The organism is Pseudolysinimonas sp. (assembly GCF_049651805.1).
Classification (GTDB): Bacteria; Actinomycetota; Actinomycetes; order Actinomycetales; family Microbacteriaceae; genus Pseudolysinimonas_A.
Genome location: NZ_JBASCU010000064.1, coordinates 1 through 19969 on the forward strand (window position 1 = coordinate 1; position 19969 = coordinate 19969).

Annotated in this window: 13 protein-coding genes, 1 tRNA gene and 1 pseudogene; 9 read left to right on the forward strand and 6 right to left on the reverse strand. The window is 69.1% G+C overall.

The genetic code is table 11. The features are described from left to right. Positions 1–174 precede the first annotated feature (174 nt). Positions 175–807, reverse strand: coding sequence for an MBL fold metallo-hydrolase (locus WBL06_RS15220; protein WP_424457481.1), 633 nt, complete (start codon positions 805–807; stop codon positions 175–177). A gap of 97 nt (positions 808–904) precedes the next feature. Here WBL06_RS15220 and WBL06_RS15225 point away from each other — a divergent pair, with 97 nt between their 5' ends. Together WBL06_RS15225 and WBL06_RS15230 are read left to right on the forward strand one after the other, a co-directional pair. Then, on the forward strand, positions 905–1843 hold the full coding sequence (locus WBL06_RS15225; protein WP_424457483.1) for a diacylglycerol/lipid kinase family protein: 939 nt from the start codon (positions 905–907) through the stop codon (positions 1841–1843). 65 nt (positions 1844–1908) lie between these two features. Further along, positions 1909–1984, forward strand: a tRNA-Glu gene (locus tag WBL06_RS15230). An 88-nt stretch (positions 1985–2072) separates the two neighbouring features. Here the strand turns inward: WBL06_RS15230 and WBL06_RS15235 are convergent. From WBL06_RS15235 to WBL06_RS15250, 4 genes and pseudogenes are all read right to left on the reverse strand, one after another. Continuing rightward, positions 2073–2718: pseudogene (locus WBL06_RS15235) on the reverse strand (transposase); the annotation flags it as partial. A 321-nt stretch (positions 2719–3039) separates the two neighbouring features. Continuing rightward, entirely contained in the window at positions 3040–4209 is a 1170-nt protein-coding gene (locus WBL06_RS15240) for a Fic family protein (RefSeq protein ID WP_424457485.1), read from the reverse strand. Between the two features lie 124 nt (positions 4210–4333). Further along, positions 4334–4996, reverse strand: a complete 663-nt coding sequence (locus WBL06_RS15245) for a DUF6766 family protein (protein WP_424457487.1) — start codon at positions 4994–4996, stop codon at positions 4334–4336. 77 nt (positions 4997–5073) lie between these two features. Further along, positions 5074–5712, reverse strand: a complete 639-nt coding sequence (locus tag WBL06_RS15250) for a hypothetical protein (protein WP_424457489.1) — start codon at positions 5710–5712, stop codon at positions 5074–5076. A gap of 111 nt (positions 5713–5823) precedes the next feature. Here WBL06_RS15250 and WBL06_RS15255 point away from each other — a divergent pair, with 111 nt between their 5' ends. After that, positions 5824–6486, forward strand: coding sequence for an SOS response-associated peptidase family protein (locus WBL06_RS15255; RefSeq protein WP_424457491.1), 663 nt, complete (start codon positions 5824–5826; stop codon positions 6484–6486). Positions 6487–6508: 22 nt separating this feature from the next. Here WBL06_RS15255 and WBL06_RS15260 read toward each other — a convergent pair whose 3' ends face one another. Then, positions 6509–6793, reverse strand: coding sequence for a 2TM domain-containing protein (locus WBL06_RS15260; protein ID WP_424457492.1), 285 nt, complete (start codon positions 6791–6793; stop codon positions 6509–6511). Positions 6794–6967: 174 nt separating this feature from the next. On the opposite strand from WBL06_RS15260, the gene WBL06_RS15265 reads away from it, so the two are divergent. From WBL06_RS15265 to WBL06_RS15290, 6 genes are all read left to right on the forward strand, one after another. Continuing rightward, positions 6968–7996, forward strand: coding sequence for a TerC family protein (locus WBL06_RS15265; protein ID WP_424457494.1), 1029 nt, complete (start codon positions 6968–6970; stop codon positions 7994–7996). A gap of 115 nt (positions 7997–8111) precedes the next feature. Continuing rightward, on the forward strand, positions 8112–9569 hold the full coding sequence (locus tag WBL06_RS15270) for a serine/threonine-protein kinase (RefSeq protein ID WP_424457496.1): 1458 nt from the start codon (positions 8112–8114) through the stop codon (positions 9567–9569). 129 nt (positions 9570–9698) lie between these two features. Beyond that, positions 9699–15230, forward strand: coding sequence for an Ig-like domain-containing protein (locus tag WBL06_RS15275; RefSeq protein ID WP_424457497.1), 5532 nt, complete (start codon positions 9699–9701; stop codon positions 15228–15230). Between the two features lie 37 nt (positions 15231–15267). Then, the gene (locus WBL06_RS15280) at positions 15268–16236 is read left to right on the forward strand and encodes an AAA family ATPase (RefSeq protein ID WP_424457499.1); all 969 of its coding nucleotides are present in this window, start codon (positions 15268–15270) and stop codon (positions 16234–16236) included. Positions 16237–16254: 18 nt separating this feature from the next. Continuing rightward, a complete protein-coding gene (locus WBL06_RS15285) occupies positions 16255–17487 on the forward strand; it encodes a DUF58 domain-containing protein (RefSeq protein WP_424457501.1) in 1233 nt (410 codons plus the stop codon). Beyond that, positions 17484–19814 (forward strand): transglutaminaseTgpA domain-containing protein, encoded by a 2331-nt coding sequence (locus tag WBL06_RS15290; protein ID WP_424457503.1) that lies wholly within the window; start codon positions 17484–17486, stop codon positions 19812–19814. Before WBL06_RS15285 ends, WBL06_RS15290 begins: the two co-directional genes overlap by 4 nt. Positions 19815–19969: the final 155 nt, after the last annotated feature.

Consider the following 19969-nt stretch of genomic DNA (forward strand, 5'->3'; position numbering starts at 1 on the left):
AACGCGAAGATCCGCCAATTCGTCACCGGCTGGAACGACCGCAAACACGCCTTCGTCTGGACCAAAACCGCCGACGACATCCTCAAGAAAGCGAACCGTCAACCAACTTCAGAAACGCGACACTAGCCCCAACCTCGGTGGTCGAGCAGCGGCCGGAGGCCCCGTGTCGAGACCTCAGACGTCGAGCGCTTCGCCGGGCTGAAGTTCAGTGAACGTACCGCCGCCCTGCTCGGTCGCCCACGACAGCCGCGCGGCGGCCATCTGCTTGCCGGCGACCGACAGCGTCATGTCGTGCACGTAGAACGCGCGTTTCGGCTTGACCGCGAGCACATAGTCCATCGCCTCGCCGATCTTCAGCCACGGGGCGCCGATCGGGGCGGCGAGCGTGCCGACCTCGACGCCCGGCACCGTGTACGAGTCGCCGCCGTAGTACAGCTCGTCGTTGACGAGCACGCCGACATTGTCGATCACCGGGATGGACTCGTGGATGACGGCGTGCCGACCGCCGAAGAACTCCAGCTTGAACGGCCCCACGTCGACGACGTCGCCAGCCGCGACGACCTCGATCGGAATGTCTTCGGCGGCATCCGCGACTCCCTGCGGGCCGAGGATCCTCGCCTCCGGATTCTTCTCGAGGATGCGCCCGACCTGTTCAGCGGTCCAGTGGTCGCTGTGCTCGTGGGTGATGAGGATCGCGACCACTGCCGGAACGTCGGGATGCGACAGGAAGACTCCCGGGTCGATGACGAGGTTCTCGTCGCCGATGCCGAGCTGCAGGGTCGCGTGTTCGTACTTGGTGATCCGCACGCTGTGACTTTACCGACCGGCAGCCGGCGTCGACACGGTGTTGACATGACGGCGTCGGCGGGCGACGCGAGCGGCGGGCAGCTGCGATACTCCTCCCATGCCCGCGACGCCGCGCCCGAAGAAGCTCGTGGTGGCCATCAACCCGTCGGCCTCGTTCGGAGCCAGCCGGGATGTCGGCCCCGCCGTCGTGCAGACGCTGCGCGCGATGGGGCACGAGGTCACCTCGCTCACCGAACCCGATTTCGAGCAGCTACTGTCATCCGCTCGGGCCGCGGTGCGCAAGCGACCCGACGCGCTCATCGTCGTCGGCGGCGACGGCATGGTGAATCTCGGCACCAACCTCGTCGCCGGCACCAAGGTGCCGCTCGGCATCATCCCCTCGGGAACCGGCAACGACATGGCCCGGGGCCTGGGCATCCCGCACGAAGATACCGAGGCCGCCATGCGCATCCTCGACGCCGCCCTCACCACCGGCCCGCGCACGATCGACGCCGGCCACATCACGTGGACGGATGCCGAAACGGGTGTCAGAGACGAACGCTGGTTCGCGTGCGCCCTGTCGGCCGGCTTCGACGCGATCGTCAACGAACGCGCGAACGCGATGCGGCATCCGAAAGGCCCGAGCCGCTACATCCTCGCCCTGCTCGCCGAGCTCGCCCGACTGAGGCCGATCTCCTACCGGCTCGTGCTCGACGGCGAGACGACCGAGACCAACGCCGTGCTCGTCGCGCTCGGCAACAGCGTCTCGCTCGGCGGCGGCATGAAGATCACCCCCGACGCCCTGCTCGATGACGGCCTCTTCGACGTGCTGATGGTGAAGCCGCTGTCGCGCGTCGCGTTCCTGCGCATCTTCCCGCGCGTGTTCGCCGGAACCCACGTGACCGACGCGCGGGTGCGCATCGTGCGGGCCAAGAAGGTGCGCATCGAGGCCGACGTCCCCCTCGTCGCGTACGGCGACGGCGAGCGCATCGCGGCGCTGCCGCTCGACATCGAGGTCGTTCCCGGGGCGATGCGGGTGCTCGCGCCGCTGCCCTGATCGGGGTGCGGCCCAGGCGTTCGAGGGGCCGAAACCGCCATGTATACTCGAACGGTTGTCGTGACGGCCCCATCGTATAGTGGCCTAGTACGCCGCCCTCTCACGGCGGTAACGCGGGTTCGAATCCCGCTGGGGTCACCATAACAAAAGTGCTGGTCAGTCAGGGCTTTGGCCAAGTCCCTTTGAGTGGGGGTCTTTCGCTTCGTTGCGATGATCAGCTGGTTGCAGTTTAGGCGGCGGTGATCTCGGTGAGGATCGCCCCCTCGTCGACCGGGGTGACGCTGGTGGTGAGTTCGGCCATCGATGCCTCGGAGAACTAGCGGCGGTCGCCGGCTTCCCATTCGTCGTGCTGCTCGACCAGGATCGCGCCGGAGAGTCGCAGCAGCGCGGCGACGTTGGGGAAGATGCCGACGACGTCGGTGCGGCGTTTGATCTCGCGGTTGAGACGTTCGAGCGGGTTGGTTGACCAGATCTGCCGCCAGTGCCGGGTCGGGAACGCGGCGAAGGCGAGGATGTCGGCTCTGGCGTCGTGGAGCATGTCGGCGGCTTTCGGGCGGACACGTTCGATCATCCGGGCGACCTCGTCGAACTGTGCAGCAATGTGCTCGGCGTCGGGTTGGGCGAAGATCGTGCGGATGATCGAGGCGAGAGATCACCAGCTCCACCCCGTGCGGGCCGCGGGCCCTGAGCGAGCGCAGGAACGCCTTCCAGAACTCCTCGGTCTCGCTGTCACCGACATCGAAACCCAGCACGTGGCGGCGTCCGTCGGCGGCGACACCGATCGCAACGACGATCGCTGGGGACACGACCCGGTCATCGATGCGGACCTTGCAGTACGTCGCGTCGAGGAACACGTAGGGGTAGGCAGCCTCGGCATCGATGAGCTCCTGACAGAGCCGCTCCGTCATCTGCCGGACCCGGTCGGTCGTGTCGGTGAGTTTCAGCTCGGCGAGCAGCTCGATCCGTCTCACTGACCATCGCACGGTGGCCCCTCACGACGTCGTCACGACGCCCACGGCCCGAAAGTCCACCACCCCACGGGACTCAGCCCGGCGCGGGAATCTCCAGGGTGGACACCGGATACCTCGATGGTCGTGGAGATCGGTCCCTGCTGATGATGGTGTATCGCTGACTGGGCTCGGGCCGACCATGCACCTGCGGCGGATCAAGTCTCCGGGCCTAGGGATCGGGGATGGTCAGATGCTTCGTCGTCTCGCGCGCTCCGCGAACCGGTCGATCGCTTCAAGGACCTCGTCGCTGCGCCACACCGTCCCAAAGCGGTGTTCCGTCTTCGCATTGAGAACGCCCTGGTCGGTCAGGTCCCGCAGCAGCGGGTAAGCGTTCTGGGTTCGAATGCCCAGCGCCGCTGCGACCAAGGCCGCGTCCACGACCGGAGTCCGAGCGATCACTTCGAGCACCCGCCACACCCCGCTGTCCGAACGCGCCTTCACTCGAGCCCGCCACCCATCAACGATTGCGTCGATGTCGGCGACGAGTTGGCGAGCGTTCGTGACTGCTCTCAGACTCGCCTCTGCGAAACCTGCCACGATCGGTTCCAGTTCCCCGGTCCGATAAGCAGTCAGCGCGGCGTGATAGCCGTCGACGTCGGCCAAGAGACCGGCGGACACGGGCACTGCGACCACTCGTGTGACACCTCGATAGCGAAGCAGCGCCTGTGCCAAAGCGCGACCGGTGCGGCCGTTACCATCGGTGAAGGGGTGGATCGTCTCGAACTGCGCGTGTGAGATCGCAGTCAGTGTCAGCGCACCGACATCCAGCCGGCGACTGAACACCACCAGGTCCTCGATCAGATCCGGGACGCGTTCCCACCGGGGTGCCACGAAGTCCGCACCGACCGGAGATCGCGAACTAGTCCCGATCCACACTGGCTCGGTCCGCCACTCGCCCGGGGTGTGCTGGACCTGACCGACCATTAACACCTCGTGCATCTTCGCGATCGCCCCGGCGGTGATGTCATCCGCCAGCCCGATCGCTGCCGTCAGCGCGGCGGTGTTGTTCGCGATCAGGGTCGCGTTCCGAGCGGCGTGTCCGGTGAGTTCCGCGGTGAGGATTGCCCGCGCGCTGGCAGTGAGCTGCTCGATCTGGGACGACGCCGCAGCTTCGCTCCGCAGCAACACCGGCCCGAAGGACGCGACCCGGTGCCCGAGCTCCGCATCGAAGCGACTCAGCTCCCGACCGGCTTCCTCGGCCGCCGTCACCACCGCATCAGGCAGGTCGACCTGACACTGCGCGATCTCAGCGGGGACGCTCGCGTCGTACTCGCGAGGTCCGCCAAGGTAGGACGAGATGCCAGGGCCGAAGTCTTCGACGTTGTTCGGGGTCCACAGCATGTGTTCAGCGGTCACAGCCGGCCAAGTCATACTCGCCCCCGATTACCTTATGACTTACTAGGCTATCTCATAATGCGCCGGGTGTGGTGTCTGGCTTGCAACCCCCGGGGGTTTCGTCGATTCCGGGCGTCGGGTCACCTCAGCCCGACGTCTCCGCGTGGGGTGCCGCCACGGGCTTCGACTCAGCCGAGCCGCGCTGACGCAACCAGACGGCCGCGAAGACGAGCACCGCGACGACCATGAACTCGCTCTGCCAGTTCTGGAACGACTCGAACCAGAATTGCGATGTGCCGAGGTACTCGACCGGGCTCACCCCGGGCATCCCGTGCAGGCCCTGCTCCTCGCTGTAAGCGGCGGCGCCGCTGACGGCGTGACCGACGAAGGATGCCGTGAAGAGCAGCGCGAACAGGATCAGCAGCGAGTTCTCGTAGAGCACGAGCACGAACCCGCCGTGTCGCACCGGCCACGGAGCGTCGGCCTTCTTCGCGTGGCGCCGCGGGTCGTCGTCTTGGGGTGCCGGCTCGTCGAGGGGCTTGGATTCGGCCGAGCCCTTCTGGAACAGGAAGACCGTCAGCACCACGTAGGCGCCCATCTGCAGAAACTCGCTCTCCCAGTTCTCGAAGACGGCTTCGGAGAAGTCGCCACTGGCGAGGAACTGACCGAACGTCTCGGCCGGCGCTCCGTGTTCGAGCAGCTCTTCGTTGGCGACCTGCCAGCCGGTGAGCGCCATCCCGATGAGGAAGAGCAGAAAGAGGGCGAGGTTCACCAGCAGCAGCCCGTGTCCGAACAGCCAGCGTTTCATGGGCACAGTCAAACGCCGCCACAACAATCCCCGCGCGGGCTTGCATCCCGAAAGGTCCCGAGGTAGGGCGCGGAGCGCTAGTCCCACCTTCGAGGCCGGCGTGCGTCGACCGCCTTGACGACCTCCGCGGTGTCGGCGGCGTCGAGGGCCATCGTGACGATCCCCCACGCTTCGCCGAGGTCGGCGGTGAGCGGCACGTCGTAGGGGCGCACATCCACGGTGACACTCCACCGGGAGTCGCCGCCGACCGTCGCGGTGCGCACCATCTCGAGGTTGCCGATCTCGGCCCACTCCATGAGCAGCAGTTCCCGCGGGTCGGAGCCCGCGCTGCACACGGCGATTCCGCGGTCGTCGGCGAACGCGGGGTGCCACCGGTCGCCGATCTGCACCTCGATCCCCTTGGAACGCAGATAGGCGGGCAGGTCGGAGACGACCGGCGGCAGGCGCCGAGCGAGGAACACGACGGCATCCGGATGCCGTATCGCCAGCGCTCGCAGGGCGCGCGCCAGGCGCAGGGTGAGTACCCCGAAGACGGCGATCATCGTGATGATGGCGATGGTCGCGACGCCGTAGGCGGCGAGGATGCCGTTGCGCGACCCGCCCGCGAGCGCGATCACGGCGCCGCCCCCGACGACGATGACGGCTGCGGCGATCAGCGCGACGATCGTGATGATCCTGGCGCGGTTGCGGGTGCGCCTCGCGATGGTGTGTGACACGGTGCCTCGTGATCTTGTAACCCGTTTCGCACGCTAGCCGTCCCCCGGTGCAAGCGTCAACAGGCTCGCCGTATGGAGCAGGATGTCGGTCGAACGGGGGACACTGGAGGCATGTGCGCGAGTTACGGGCTGCAGGTCGAGGCCGCCGACATCCACTCCGGGTTCGCGGTGTTCGACGACCAGGTGCAGACGGCGGCGCTCGACGGGTGGCTCGAGGAGTTCCGGGACGAGCCCGCGAAACCCACCGGGGTGCACCGCCGCAACCTCAACCCCATCGTGCGCGAGCGGGAGCGTGACGGTGAACGCCGCCGAACCGTCGACCTCGCCTGGTGGAAGCTCTGGGTGCGCGGTGAACCGGCGAAGTTCCCGGCGATCAACGCCCGCGTCGAGGGTCTCGTCGGGTCGGGCGCGTGGGGCGGGCCGCTGAAGAGCCGCCGCGGGCTGGTGCCGGCGACGGAGTACTACGAGAAGGGCCACCGCTTCACGTTGCCCGACGAGCCGAAGGGCCTGTTCGCGTTCGCGGGCCTCTGGAACGTGACGAAGACACCCGACCCCGAGACCGGCCAAGAAGAGTGGATGGTGTCGTACACGATCGTGACCCAACCGGCGGCGCCGCAGGTCGCATCCATTCATGATCGGATGCCGCTGATCGTGCCGCGAGAGCTGTACGACGAGTGGCTCGACCCGACGCGCGTGGGCGATCAGGAGCTGCTCGACGAGACGGTCGCGGCCAGCCGGCCGCTCGGCGAGCGGCTCGAAGTCTCCGAACTCTAAACGGGAGGCGCCGGCTTCTTCGTCATGCGGGCGATCTCGGCGTCGACGTCCGCTTCGCTGATGTACGGCGGGTGATGCCGTTGGCGTCGAGGCCGACGAACACCGCTGCGATCGTCATTCCCAGAATGGGCCAGACCGGCCAGAAGTACGACGTGAAGCCGGTCTGCCGTCCGGTCGAGAAGAACCCGATCGCAACCAGCACCACGATGATCACCCCGAAGATCGCGAGCATGATCTTGAAGTCGTTGCGGGCCTTCAGGCGGGCCCGGGCCGCTGCGCGAATCTCATCGGCGTCGCTAATGGGCAAAACCCGAGCGCGGGCCCCCTAGACTCGTCGCAGCGAAGGGGAGTATCCCACCTCGTCGCGGCCGTCATCACGGGTTCCAGCGTTGCAGCCCCGGTCGCGACCGTGCGCAGCGCCTCGCGGCGGTGCCACGCGGGAGAGACGTTCGGGCCCTGTCCTGTACCCGAAAGGTAGTTCGTGGAATTCTCCATCCCCCTCTGGTTCGAAATCGGCACCTACGTCGTGCTCGGCCTCATCCTCGCCTTCGACATCACGCTCGCGTTCCGGCGTCCGCACATCCCGTCGACTCGGGAGTCGGCGCTGTGGATCTCGTTCTACGTCGCCCTGGCGATCGTCTTCGCCGTGTTGTTGCTCGTCTTCAGCGGAGCCGAGCACGCTGGTCAGTTCGTCGCCGGCTGGCTCACCGAGTACAGCCTGTCGATCGACAACCTCTTCGTCTTCCTCATCATCATGGCGAGGTTCTCGGTGCCCAGAAAGTATCAGCAGGAGTTGCTGATGGTGGGCATCATCCTCGCGCTCGTGTTGCGCGGCATCTTCATCCTGCTCGGCGCCGCACTCATCGAGAACTTCTCGTGGGTGTTCTACCTGTTCGGGCTGTTCCTCATCTATACGGCCGCGAACCAGGCGTTCACCAGCCACGACGACGAGGCCGAGACCGAGAACAAGCTGATCGGATTCCTGCGGCGGCGCATCGCGATCACCGAACGGTTCGAGGGCGCGAAGCTGCGCACCGTCGTCGACGGTCGCCGCGTGTTCACGCCGGTCATCATCGTGCTCATCGCGCTCGGAACGACCGACCTGGTATTCGCCCTCGACTCGATACCGGCGATCTTCGGCATCACCCAGGAGCCGTTCCTGGTATTCACGGCGAACGTGTTCGCGCTGATGGGGCTGCGGCAGCTCTACTTCCTGCTCGGCGATCTCGTCGACCAGCTCGTCTATCTCAAGTACGGCATCGCCTTCATCCTCGGCTTCATCGGCGTGAAGCTCTTCCTGGGCGCCCTGCACGAGAACGAGCTGCCGTTCATCAACGGCGGCGAGCCGGTCGAATGGGCGCCCGAGATCGGCACATTCGTCTCGCTCGGCGTCATCGTCGCGGCGATGGCCGTGGCTGTGATCGCGAGCCTCATCAAGCTGCGGTACGACCGCGCGCGCGGCATCGGCATCGACCACGACCGCATCGACGAGGAACAGGGCGCCGAGTAGGGACGACCAGCCGGCGGCGGGCGGGATGTTGGGCGCAGGCCGCCCTCGTCACTGCGATGACGAACCGCGTCACCTCGGCTGCGGGTCGCCGCCCGTTTTCGTTAGTGTTCCTCACGTGACGCCGCGCGCCGCATCGAGCCCGCCCGAGTTGCCGGGTTACCGCTTCGTGCGTCCACTCGGCACCGGCGGGTTCTCCGACGTCTACCTGTACGAACAGGTGCTGCCGCATCGCGTGGTCGCGGTGAAGGTTCTACTCGCCGACATCGGGGCGTCGGCACCCGCGTCGTTCACGAGCGAAGCGAACTTGATGGCGCGCCTCTCGACGCATCCGTTCATCGTCACGATCCACGACGCTGGACTCGCGCCCGATGGCCGCCCGTACCTCGTCATGGAGTACTGCTCACGGCCCAACCTGGCCGAGCGCTACAAGGCGGCGCCGCTGTCGGTGCCCGACACGCTGCGCATCGGCGTGCAGGTGGCGTCGGCGGTCGAGACGGCGCACCGCGCGGGCATCCTGCATCGCGACATCAAACCCGGCAACGTGCTCACCAACGACTACGGTTACCCGGCCCTCACCGACTTCGGGATCGCCGCCGGGGGCGACTCGGCGCCGACGGGTCGTGACGGCGACGACACCGACCCCGAGGCGTCGACCGGAGGAACGGTGGGGCTTTCGGTGCCCTGGTCGCCCCCCGAGATGTTCCTCGACATCCCCCAGCACGATGCGCGTTCCGACGTCTTCTCGCTCGCCGCGACCCTGCACACGGTGCTCGCCGGCCGCACGCCGTTCGAGGTTCCGGGCGGGCCGAACACTCCCGTCGACCTGATGTCGCGCATCGAACGCGGACAGGTCACGGCGCTGCGGCGCGACGACGTGCCGCGCACGCTGGCCGCCGTGTTGACCCGGGGGATGTCGACGAATCGCGACGACCGCTACTCGAGCGCGCTCGAGTTCGGCCGGGCCTTGCAACGCATCGAACTCGAGCTGGGCTTCGCGCCCACCACGCTGGAGATCGCCGACGCCGCCCAGCACGAGAACGTGGTCGTCGCTGCGCCCGACGACGACGAGACCCGGGTTCGCTCGCTGCCGACCGTCGTTCCGGATGGGCCAGCGCCGCCCGTCGGCGCGCCGGCATCCACCGAGGTGTCGAAGGGTCACTCGCGCGTGCGACTCGTCGCCGCTCTCGCGGCGGTGCTCTCGGTTCTCGTGCTCGCCGTCGTCGCGCTGGCGATCGTGCTCGGCGGGGCGGTCGAGCGCCCCGAGACGAACCCGACGCCCGCCTCCAGCGGGGGATCGGCCGTCAATCAGGATGCGGTGCCCGTTGCGACCGACGGAGTTGCCGCCCCGAGCCCGGACGGGACCGCGGTGACCTTCACGTGGGTGAATCCCGACCCGCGAGAAGGCGACCTCTACTACTGGGCTCGCGCCGAGACGCCGTCGTCGAGGGAGGCGCTGCGGGAGCCCGAGGTCACCGTCGACGGGATCGTGCCGGGGAGTCGGGTGTGCATCAACGTCGAGATCGGGCGGTCGGGCAGAACGTCCGAGCCGCTCGTCATCTGCACCGTGGAGTGACAACCGCGCCCGCGCCGTTGTAACCCGACTAAACGGTGTTGGGGGACGAAGAACTGTCATGTTAGGTTGGGCGGCACTCTCGATTCGCACCGCGGAGCAGGTTCCGCCTTGTGAAAGCAGGAACGACGCATGGGGATCGTCGGGTCTATCTCCCGGAACCGTAAGGCCGCCGCTTCGGCTCTCGTCATCGCGCTCCTCGCCGGAGTGCCGGTCGCTTTCGCGGTGCTGCACGACGGGTTCCCGGTCAGCGACGTCGACCTGCAGGCACGCGATGTCTGGGTGACGAACGGCGATGCCCTGCTCGGCGGTCGGCTCAACCGGCAGATCGAAGAACTCGACGGCTCCGTCAGCGGTCAGTCCGCCGCCCTCGACGTCGTGCAGAACCCGGCCCACGTCTTTGTCGTCGACCCCGAACTCGGCGCCGTGGCCCGAGTCGACCCCGCCTACACGACTCTCGTCGAACCCGTCGACATCCCGCCCGGTTCGAGCGTCGCGCTGGGCGGCAGCACCCTCGCGATCCTCTCCCCGCGGGGTCAGCTCTGGGCGCTCGACGTCGCCAACGCGCTCGTCTTCGACCCGACATCCATACCCGCCGCCGAGCTCGGGCGGGGCGGGCTCGCGACGGTGACCACCGAGGGGGTGGTGCTCGCCGCCAGTTTCGCCGACCAGATCGCCCTTCGCATCGAGGCCCCCGGCATCCCGGCGACCTCGACGCCCCTCGCCGTGCCCGAGAAGGCGCAGATCGCCGCGGTCGGCGACCGGATGGTGCTGTTCGACGAGACGGCGAACCGGCTGGTGCGTGCCGACGGGGAAACCGTCGAACTGCCGGATGCCGCCTACCGCCTGCAACAGACCGGTCCGGCTCGCGGTGAGGTGGTGCTCGCGACAGCCACCGCGCTGCTCTACGTGGCCGACGGGGGCGCGGTACGCACCGTATCCGCCGATCTCGACGGGCCGGTCGCCGGGCCCGACGACGTGTCGGCGCCCGTCGCGGTCGACGGCTGCGTGCACGGCGCCTGGGGCGGAGCGCAACGCTATCTGCTGGTCTGCGACGACGACGACCCGGTCGCGCACGACATCCCGCAGCGCACCCAGGGTTCGCGGCTCGAGTTCCGGGTCAACGGCTCCGTCGTCGCGCTCAACGACCTCGACAACGGCAACGTCTGGCTGCTCGACGACGAGATGCGGCTCGTCGCGAACTGGGACGAGGTGACCCCGCCCGAAGAGCAGGAGACGGAGGACGGCGACGAGAAGGCGAGTACGCAGTCGTTCGAAGACACCCTCGCCGAACGCACCGAGACCAACCGTCCGCCGATCGCCCGCGACGACGAGTACGGCGTGCGTGACGGGCGTACGACGATCCTCGCGGTGCTCGACAACGACACCGACCCGGATGGTGACGTGCTCACCATTGCCCGCCACACCGAGGTGCCCGCAGCGGTGGGCATCATCGACGTCATCGACGGCGGGCGTGCGCTGCAGTTCACTCCGGCCCTCGGCGCCACGTCGGCGTCGTTCCGCTACACGATCGACGACGGCCGGGCCGGCGGCGTTGCGGAGGCCAGTGTCACCGTGCGGGTCACCCCGCACGACAGCAACGCAGCCCCGGCTGCCCAGCGCGAGACGCTCGTGAGTGTCGAGTCGGGCGGGGCGATCACCTACAACGTGCTGGGCGACTTCCGCGATCCCGACGGCGACGACATCTACCTCGCGGATGCTTCGCCCGCTTCGAGCGACATCGTGCGCTTCACACCGGATGGCACCCTCACCTTCGAGCACCGCTCCGGCGAGCCCGGCGTCAAGGAGGTCGCGTTCACGGTTTCCGACGGCGTGCTCGCCAGCAGCGGGGTGCTCGCCGTCAGCGTGGAACCGCGCGGATCGCTCGCCCCCATCGGCACCCCCGACTTCGCCACCGCCTTCGTCGGCGAATCGGTCGCGATCGAACCGCTGAAGAACGACATCGCCCCCAACGGCGAGGCGCTCACCCTGCTCGACGTCGACGACGTGCCCACCGACGCGATCGTCGCGCCCAACCGCGAACGCGGCACCGTGACCTTCCAGGCCGCGGCCGCCGGTACCTACTACTTCCTCTACTCCCTTGCCGCCGGGCCGTCGTCGAGCATCGGCATCGTGCGGGTCGACGTGCTGCCCGACCCCCAGGCGATCCTGCCGCCGATCGCCGTGAAAGACACCGCCTTCCTGCGGGCGGGTGAGCCGACGATCGTCGAGGTTCTCGTCAACGACGGGTCGCCCGACGGCAGCGTGCTGGCCGTACAGTCGGTCGACACCGGGGGGATCGCGCCCGGCGTCACCGTCGAGGCGCTCGGCAACGCCGTCATCCGCATCAGCTCATCCGGCGCTCTGACGACGCAGACGCAGTTCCGCTACACGGTCTCCGACGGCGCGCAGTCGGCCACGGCGGGGGTGACGGTCGTGCCGGTGCCCCCGATCGTGAACCGGCAGCCGCCGATCGCCCGCGACGACCGAGTGCGGGTGCGGGCAGGGGATGTGGCCAGCGCCGACGTGCTCGCCAACGACGAACACCCCGATCAGTCGCTGCTGGTGCTCGCGGCCGAGCTCGTCGAGACTGCGGACGCGGGCGACGGGCTGGTGTTCGTCGGTGACGGAACGGTGCGATACCAAGCCGGCGAGACGCCCGGTGAGTTCAGCGTCGTCTACCGCGTCGCCGACCAGTACGGCGAATCGGCGACGGCTCGCGTGACATTCGTGGTCGTCGGCGCCGACGACGAGACCAACCAGCCACCGGTACCGCTCCCGCAGACGGCGCGCGTGTTCGCCGGCGCCACGATCCCCATCGAATTGCCGCTCGACGGGATCGACCCCGATGGTGACTCCGTCGTCATCGTCGGGCTCGAACGGACGCCCGCTCTCGGGGTCGTCGACGCCGTGAGCCCCACGAGTATCCAGTACACAGCGGATCGCGCCGCCGGCGGCACCGACACGATCGGGTACGTCGTCGAAGACTCCTTCGGCGCGCAAGCCGTCGGCATCCTCACGATCGGGGTCATCCCGCGTCCCGACAGCGCGCCGGCCCCGAACGCGGTCGACGACCAGATCGAGATGAAGCCCGGCCGCACGGCAACGGTCGCGGTGGGACTCAACGACTCAGACCCGAGCGGCTACGAGATCGAGGTGCTGCCCGACCTGCTCGAGGTCGACCCCGCGCTGACGGCGACGGTCGACGGCAGCAAGATCGTCGTCGAAGCACCCGAAGCCGAAGGCACCTACACGGTCAGGTACGCCATCACCAACAATCACGGCGGCGAAGATGACGCGTTCCTCATCGTGCGGGTGACCGAGAACGCCGCCCCCGTCTTCCCGACCGCTCTCGACTACTTCGTGCCGGTGGACGACATCGCGGGCGAAGACTCGGTCGCGGTCGACCTCGACGGTCTCATCGGCAACCCGGCGGGTCTTGACGGCGACCTGGTCGTCACCCTGGAGGGCACGAACGCCGGGATGGCGACGGTCGAGGAGGGCGCTCAGACGGTCGTCGTGCGACCCGGCGAGCGCCGTGCGGCGATCGCCTACCGCGTGACCAACCCCGATGACGGTCTCACGGCGACCGCGTTCATCGTGGTGCCCCCCGCGGTCGGAAGCGACTACGCCCCGCCGCCTCGGCTGCGTTCCGACCTCGGGCCCCAGGTCATCCAGATGAACGGCTCCCGCGAGTGGGACCTCGCCGACATCGTGGTCGTGCCCTCAGAGAAACCGCCCATCCTCGTCGACGCCGAGAGTGTGACCGCGACCCACAGCGACGGCAGCGACCTCGTCGTCGACGGCGACACCATCCGGTTCACCGCCTCGCCCGACTTCCGCGGCATCGCCTCGATCACGTTCCGGGTCACCGACGGGGCGACCGGTGACGATCCCGACGGTCGCGAGGCGCTGTTGACCATGGGGCTCATCGTCGGCGATCCCGAGTTCGCCGACGTGCCTCCCGCGTTCACCACCCAGACGGTGACCATCGAGGCCGGCGAGGCCGCTCGGGTCGTCGACCTGCGCGCCTCGACGGCGCATCCGAACCCGGCCGTGGCCGGAGACTTCCAGTACAGCGGCCTGAGCGGGCAGACCGCCGACATCGCGGCCGACATCTCCGGCGGCACCCTCTCGATCTCGGCGCCTCTCGGCGTGCAGCCCGGCGCCACCGCGACACTGGCGTTCACGGTGCGCTACCGCGACTACGTGGTGCCCGGCACGGTGCGGGTCACCGTCGTGCGATCGACGCGGCCGCTCACGCAGGCCGTCGAGGATGCCGAGAAGGGTCGGCGGGGCGTGAGCGACACGGTCGATGTGCTGGCGAACGACTACAACCCGTTCGCCGCCGACGGTCAGCCGCTGCGCGTGCTCTCGGCGGTGATCGAGAACGCCGCCGAATCCCAAGCGAGTGTCGACTTCACCGCCGACGGCGAGGTCACCGTGCAACCCGGATCCGCGTTCATCGGCGTGGTCAGCGTCGTGTACACCGTCGAAGACGCCACCCGGGATGCCGGCCGGCAGGTGCAAGGACGACTGCTCTATACGGTGCGCGACGTGCCGGGAAAGGTCGCGACGCCCACCTTCGTCGAAGGCGACCGGCAGGTGACGCTCGAGTGGGACGCCCCGGCGACCAACGGCGAGCCGATCACCCAGTACACGCTTCTCTGGTCGGGCGGCTCCCCCGTCACGGTACCCGGCAGTTCGGCGTCGTACACCTTCACCGGCCTGACCAACGGCGACCCCTATACCTTCCAGGTGCGGGCGACCAACGCGGTCGGTCAGGGCGAGATCTCCGACCCGAGCGCGACGGCGCGGCCCTTCGGCGCGCCGTCGGCGGTGACCAGTGCGACCGCGACGGGTTCCTCCAACGGGTCGGGCGACGTCATCCTGAACTGGAGTGGGGCCGGCGGTAACGGTCGCACGATCGATGGGTACCGCATCACGGTGAGCCCCGGAGGTGCGGTCGTGAGCGTCGGCAACGTCACGACGACGACGGTTCCCGGCCGGGTGGGCACAGCATCCTCGTACTCGATCGTGACCCTCGGCCCCGGTGGCGAGAGTGCGCCGTTCTCATCGACCAACGCCGGCACCCCGCGCCCCGGCCCGCCGGCCAGTGCGAGCGCCTCGTGGTCGGGCACCCGCGGCGACCGCACCGTCACCTTCTCCTGGACGGCCGCTCCGAGCACCGAGCCGATCACCCGCTACGAGATCCTCGTGAACAACTACCACTCGAGCTGGCAGAACGTCGGCTCGGCCACGAGCTATCAGATCACCGACGCGACGCTCGGGCAGAGTTACTCGATCCAGGTGCGCGCCGTCAGCGCCGGGCAGACCGGAGACGCCCGCACGTCCAACTCGGTGACCCCGCTGGCTCCGGTTCCGGCGAGCTACGCGCTGTGCTGGCACAACGATTACGCGGGCTACTACAACGTCGGCATCCGCTACGCCAACACGAGCCCTGGCATCCAGCTCAAGGTCGACTTCGCCAACTCCACGGGCACGACGACCGGGGCGAACGGCACGGTGCGGCTCCGCGCCTGGCACGCCGGAGGCCTCGGCGACGGCGCCGACACCGACAACGACGACAACGACCTCATCACGATCCTCGTCAACGGAAGCGCTTACTCCACCACCCGGTGGGGCGACGCGCCCGCCTGCTGACCGACCCTCTGCCTGCCGATACCCCGAGGAGACATCAATGCCCGTCACGCCCGAACAAGCGCAGTGGTTCGCCGACGCCTTCGACAAACTCGTCGCCAACGTCGACCAGGCGATCCTCGGCAAGCGGCACGTGCTGAAGCTCGTGCTCACCGCGATGCTCTCCGACGGGCATGTGCTGCTGGAGGACGTTCCCGGCACCGGCAAAACGGTGCTCGCGAAGGCCCTCGCCAACACGATCGAGGGCACCCACTCCCGGGTGCAGTTCACCCCCGACCTGCTGCCGTCCGACGTCACCGGGGTGACGATCTGGGATCAGGCCGAGAGCCGGTTCGTGTTCCACCCTGGCCCGATCTTCGCCTCGGTCGTGCTGGCCGACGAGATCAACCGGGCGAGCCCGAAGACGCAGTCGGCGCTGCTCGAGGTGATGGAGGAAGGCGTCGTCACGGTCGACGGCGAAGGGCACTCGGTGGGACGGCCGTTCATGGTGATCGCGACCCAGAACCCCGTGGAGCAGGCGGGCACCTACTCGCTGCCCGAGGCGCAGCTCGACAGGTTCCTCATCAAGACCTCGCTGGGCTATCCCGACCACGCGACGGCCGTCGAGCTGCTGATGGACTCGGGCAATCGCGCCCGGGCCGCGAAGATCACCCCGATCATCGCGTCCGACGTGATCGCCACGATGGCAGCACTGACGAGCGAGGTGCACGCCGACCCCTCGATCATGGACTACGTGTCGCACCTCGCGACCGCCACGAGGAACGACAAGGATGCCGCGCTCGGCGTGAGCATGCGCGGTGCGTTGGCGCTCGCCCGCGCGGTGCGTACCTGGGCCATCGCGGCGGGCCGCACGTTCGTCACCCCCGACGACGTCACCGATCTGGCCGTGCCGGTGCTCGCCCACCGCATCATGGTCGACCCCGAGGCGGAGTTCGCGGGCGTCACCGGCGAGCAGATCGTCGAACGGGCCCTCGCCACCGTCGCTCCTCCCGCGAGCCGCGCCGCCTGACCCGGCCACCGCATCCTCATGACGACGATCCGCACCCTGTTCGGTCTCGCCCGACTCGCCCTCGCGCGGGTCGGGGCCGCCGTGCGCCCGGTGGTCGGCATCGTCACCCCCCTCGGCTGGATTCTCGCGGGTTTCGCCCTCGCCGCCGGACTCGCCGGAGCTCTTCTCGGCTGGCTCGAGTTCCGGTATCTCGCCCTCACGCTCGCGGCGGGGTTGCTCGTGGCGTTCGCGTTTCTCGTCGGCCGCGCGCGGTTCCGGGTCGAGGTCGAGTTGCAGCCGCGCCGGGTCGTCGCGGGGGAGCGGGCCTTCGGCCGGCTGCTGGTGACGAACACGGCGTCGCGGCGCTCGTCGGCGACGCGTCTGGAGCTTCCGGTGGGGCGGGGAATGGCCGAGTTCGGCATCCCGGCACTTGCGCCGCAGGTCGAGCACGAGGAGCTGTTCGCGGTGCCGACGGCGAAGCGCGCGGTGATCGTCGCGGGCCCGGCGGTGTCGGTGCGCGGCGACGCGCTCGGTCTGGTGCGCCGCGCGGTGCGGTGGTGCGACGCGGTCGAGCTCTTCGTGCACCCGCCGACGGTGCGACTTCGGCCGTCGGCAGCGGGGCTGGTGCGCGACCTCGAGGGTGAGGTCACGGCGGCGATCACCAACAACGACCTGGCGTTCCACGCGCTTCGCCCGTACGAGCCGGGTGACGACCGGCGGTACGTGCATTGGCGCACGACGGCACGGGTCGGCCGTCTCATGGTGCGCCAGTTCAACGAGACCCGCCGGTCGGAACTCGTGCTGCTGCACGCGGCCGAAGCGCCGGGTTACGCCCGCGACGGCGTCTTCGCCGAGAGCGAGTTCGAGCTGGGCGTCTCGGTGCTCGCCTCGATCGCCGCTCAGGTGCTGCGCGAAGGCACCCGGGTGCGCATCGCCAGCGGGGCCGGGGAGTTGCGTACGGCGACGACGGTCACGATGCTCGACGACTCGTCGCGCATCGAACCGCTCACCACGGGCACCACGCTGCGCGACTTCGCCCGCACCGCGACCCGCAGGATGCCGCCCCCGTCAGTGCTCGTGATCGTCGTGGGCTCGGCGACCCCGATCGCCGAGCTGCGCGCCGTCGATGCGCTCTTCGGCGGCGACACCCGCACGATCGGCCTGCGCGTCGAGGCTGGCGCCGACCCGCGCATCGCGATCATCTCCGGGCTCAGCGTCGTCACCATCGGCGCCCTCTCGGATCTGCCGCAACTGATGCGGAAGCTGTCATGAGCGCGCGCACTTTCACCGGCAGGATCGGGGCGGATGTCGGCATCCATTCGCTTCTCGCGCTGATCGGCATCGTCGGGCTGGCGACCAGCTTCGACGACCTGGGCTGGCTGCTCGCCGGGGCGGGCGGCCTCGTCGTCGGCACCGCCGCCGCGCTCGCCGCCAAGCTGCTGCGCCTCGGGGCCCTCACCACGGTGGTGCTGGCCCTCGCCGCCTACGTGCTCTTCGGCAGTGCGCTCGCCGTGCCCGAGCAGGCACTGTTCGGCGTCGTCCCCACCGGCACGAGCCTGACCAGCCTGGTGTTCGGCGCCGTGTGGGGCTGGAACGACCTGCTCACCCTCGCGGCACCCGTCGACCTTCCCGACTACGTGACCGTCGTGCCGTACGTGTCGGCGTGGCTCGTCGGCCTGGTCGGCGCGACGCTCGCCGCCCGCTGGCTGCCCAGCCGTCCGCGCACCTCGTGGCGGGCGGCGCTGTTGCTCGTCGGCCCGGTGCTGCTGTACCTGGCGTCGATCCTGCTCGGCACGCGTGAGCCGTTCCAGCCGGGTCTGCGCGGGGTGGTCTTCGCCGCTGTCGCGCTGGTCTGGCTGGGCTGGCGGCAGGGAGCCGCCGACCGGGTGCACGTCGCCGGCGGCGGCATGCTACGCCGCCGCATCACCGGCACGGCGGTGCTCGTCGGCGCGGCGGTCGCCCTCGGCACATTGAGTGGGGCGGCGCTCGTCCCCCCACCGGATCGCTTCGTGCTGCGCGAACGCATCGAGCCGCCGTATGAGCCGCTCGACTTCGCGAGCCCGCTCGCGGGATTCCGGCAGTATTCGAAGCTGCTCGAAGACGAGGCCCTCTTCACCGTGGCCGGACTCGAACCGGGTCAGCGACTGCGGCTCGCGACGATGGATGCCTACGACGGCCGCATCTGGACGGTGGCGGGCGCGCAGATCTCATCGACCGGGTCGGGCAGTTTCGCCCTCGTCGGCCCCGAGATCCCGGCGCCGACCCTGGTGAACCCGGCGGGGGAGCAGTCGCTGCAGATCGAGATCCTCGACTACGCCGACGTGTGGATTCCGGGAGTCGGGTACGCGCAGACGCTGACGATCCCGGGTGCCTCCCGCGACGAGTTGCAGGGACTGCGCTACAACGCTGCGACGGGCAGCGCTGTGATCACGTCAGGTCTCGCCGAGGGCGATCTGGTGCATTCGACGGCGGTGCTGCAACAGACCGACATCTCCGACGACGATCTCGTCGAGACCCCGGTCGCGCGGGTCGAGCTGGCCCCGGTGACCGTCATCCCCGACATCGTCGCGTCGAAAGCGCTCGAGTTCGCCGGCGACGCGACGTCGCCGATCGAGCAGCTGCGGGCGATCGAGTTGACCCTTCAGTCGACCGGCTACTTCTCGCGGGGCACCGCCTCTGACACGACGCCGTCCGTCGCCGGGCACGGGGCCGACCGGCTCAGCGACCTGCTCACCAGCACCGTGATGGTCGGCGATGAGGAGCAGTACGCGTCGGCGTTCGCTCTGATGGCCCGAAGCCTCGGCTATCCGGCACGGGTCGTCATGGGGTTCGCGCCCGACGTCGACGACGACGACGAGACGGTCACCGTCACCGGGCACGACGTCACCGCGTGGGTCGAGGTGGCCTTCGAAGGGGTCGGCTGGATCGCGTTCTCGCCGACGCCCGACCAGACCGATGTGCCGCAGGACCAAGACCCGAAGCCGCAGACCGAGCCGCAGCCACAGGTGCGCCAGCCTCCCCGCTCCGCGGCCGAACAAGACGACCTGGTCACCGCGGTCGATGTCGACGACGGCGATTCCGACGATCCGGCCGGTCTCGACATCCCGGGCTGGCTGGTCGCCGTCGGGCTCGCGCTGCTCATCCCGGGGGTTCTGGTGTTCGGGCCGCTTCTCGTGGTTGCCCGGCTCAAGGCGGCCCGCGCGCGGCGTCGCCGGTTTGCTGCCGAACCGCACGAATCGGTGCGCGGCGCGTGGGACGAACTGGTCGACCGGTACTCGGAACTGGGGCTCGCCGTGCCGGTCCGGGCGACCCGGCTCCGTACCGCGCGTGTGCTCGCCGGGCAGGTCGGCGTCGTCGGCCTGGTTCCTGCCGCCGAACGCGTCGACGCCGCCGTCTTCGGCGACGCGCCGGTCGGCGACACGATGGTCGCAGTCGCGTGGAATGAGACCGACGACCTCGTGCGTGCCGCCTACGACGGCGTTCCGCCGCGGGCGCGGTTGCTCAGCCGCTATCGCCTGAGTTCGGTCCGGGCGTGGCTCAACGCGGCGTCGGCCCGCGTGGAACTCGCCCGGTCGCGGCAGGCGAGTCGAGTCCGCTAGGAAGGATGCCGTGGAGATCCGACTGGTACCCGACGCGCCCGGGGCGTGGCTCGTCTACGACCTCGGCACGCTGGTGTTCGCGATTCCGCCCGAGTTCCGCGCCGCCGCCGACGCGATCGCCGCGATTCCGCCCGGCGACGTGGGCGGGGTGCTGG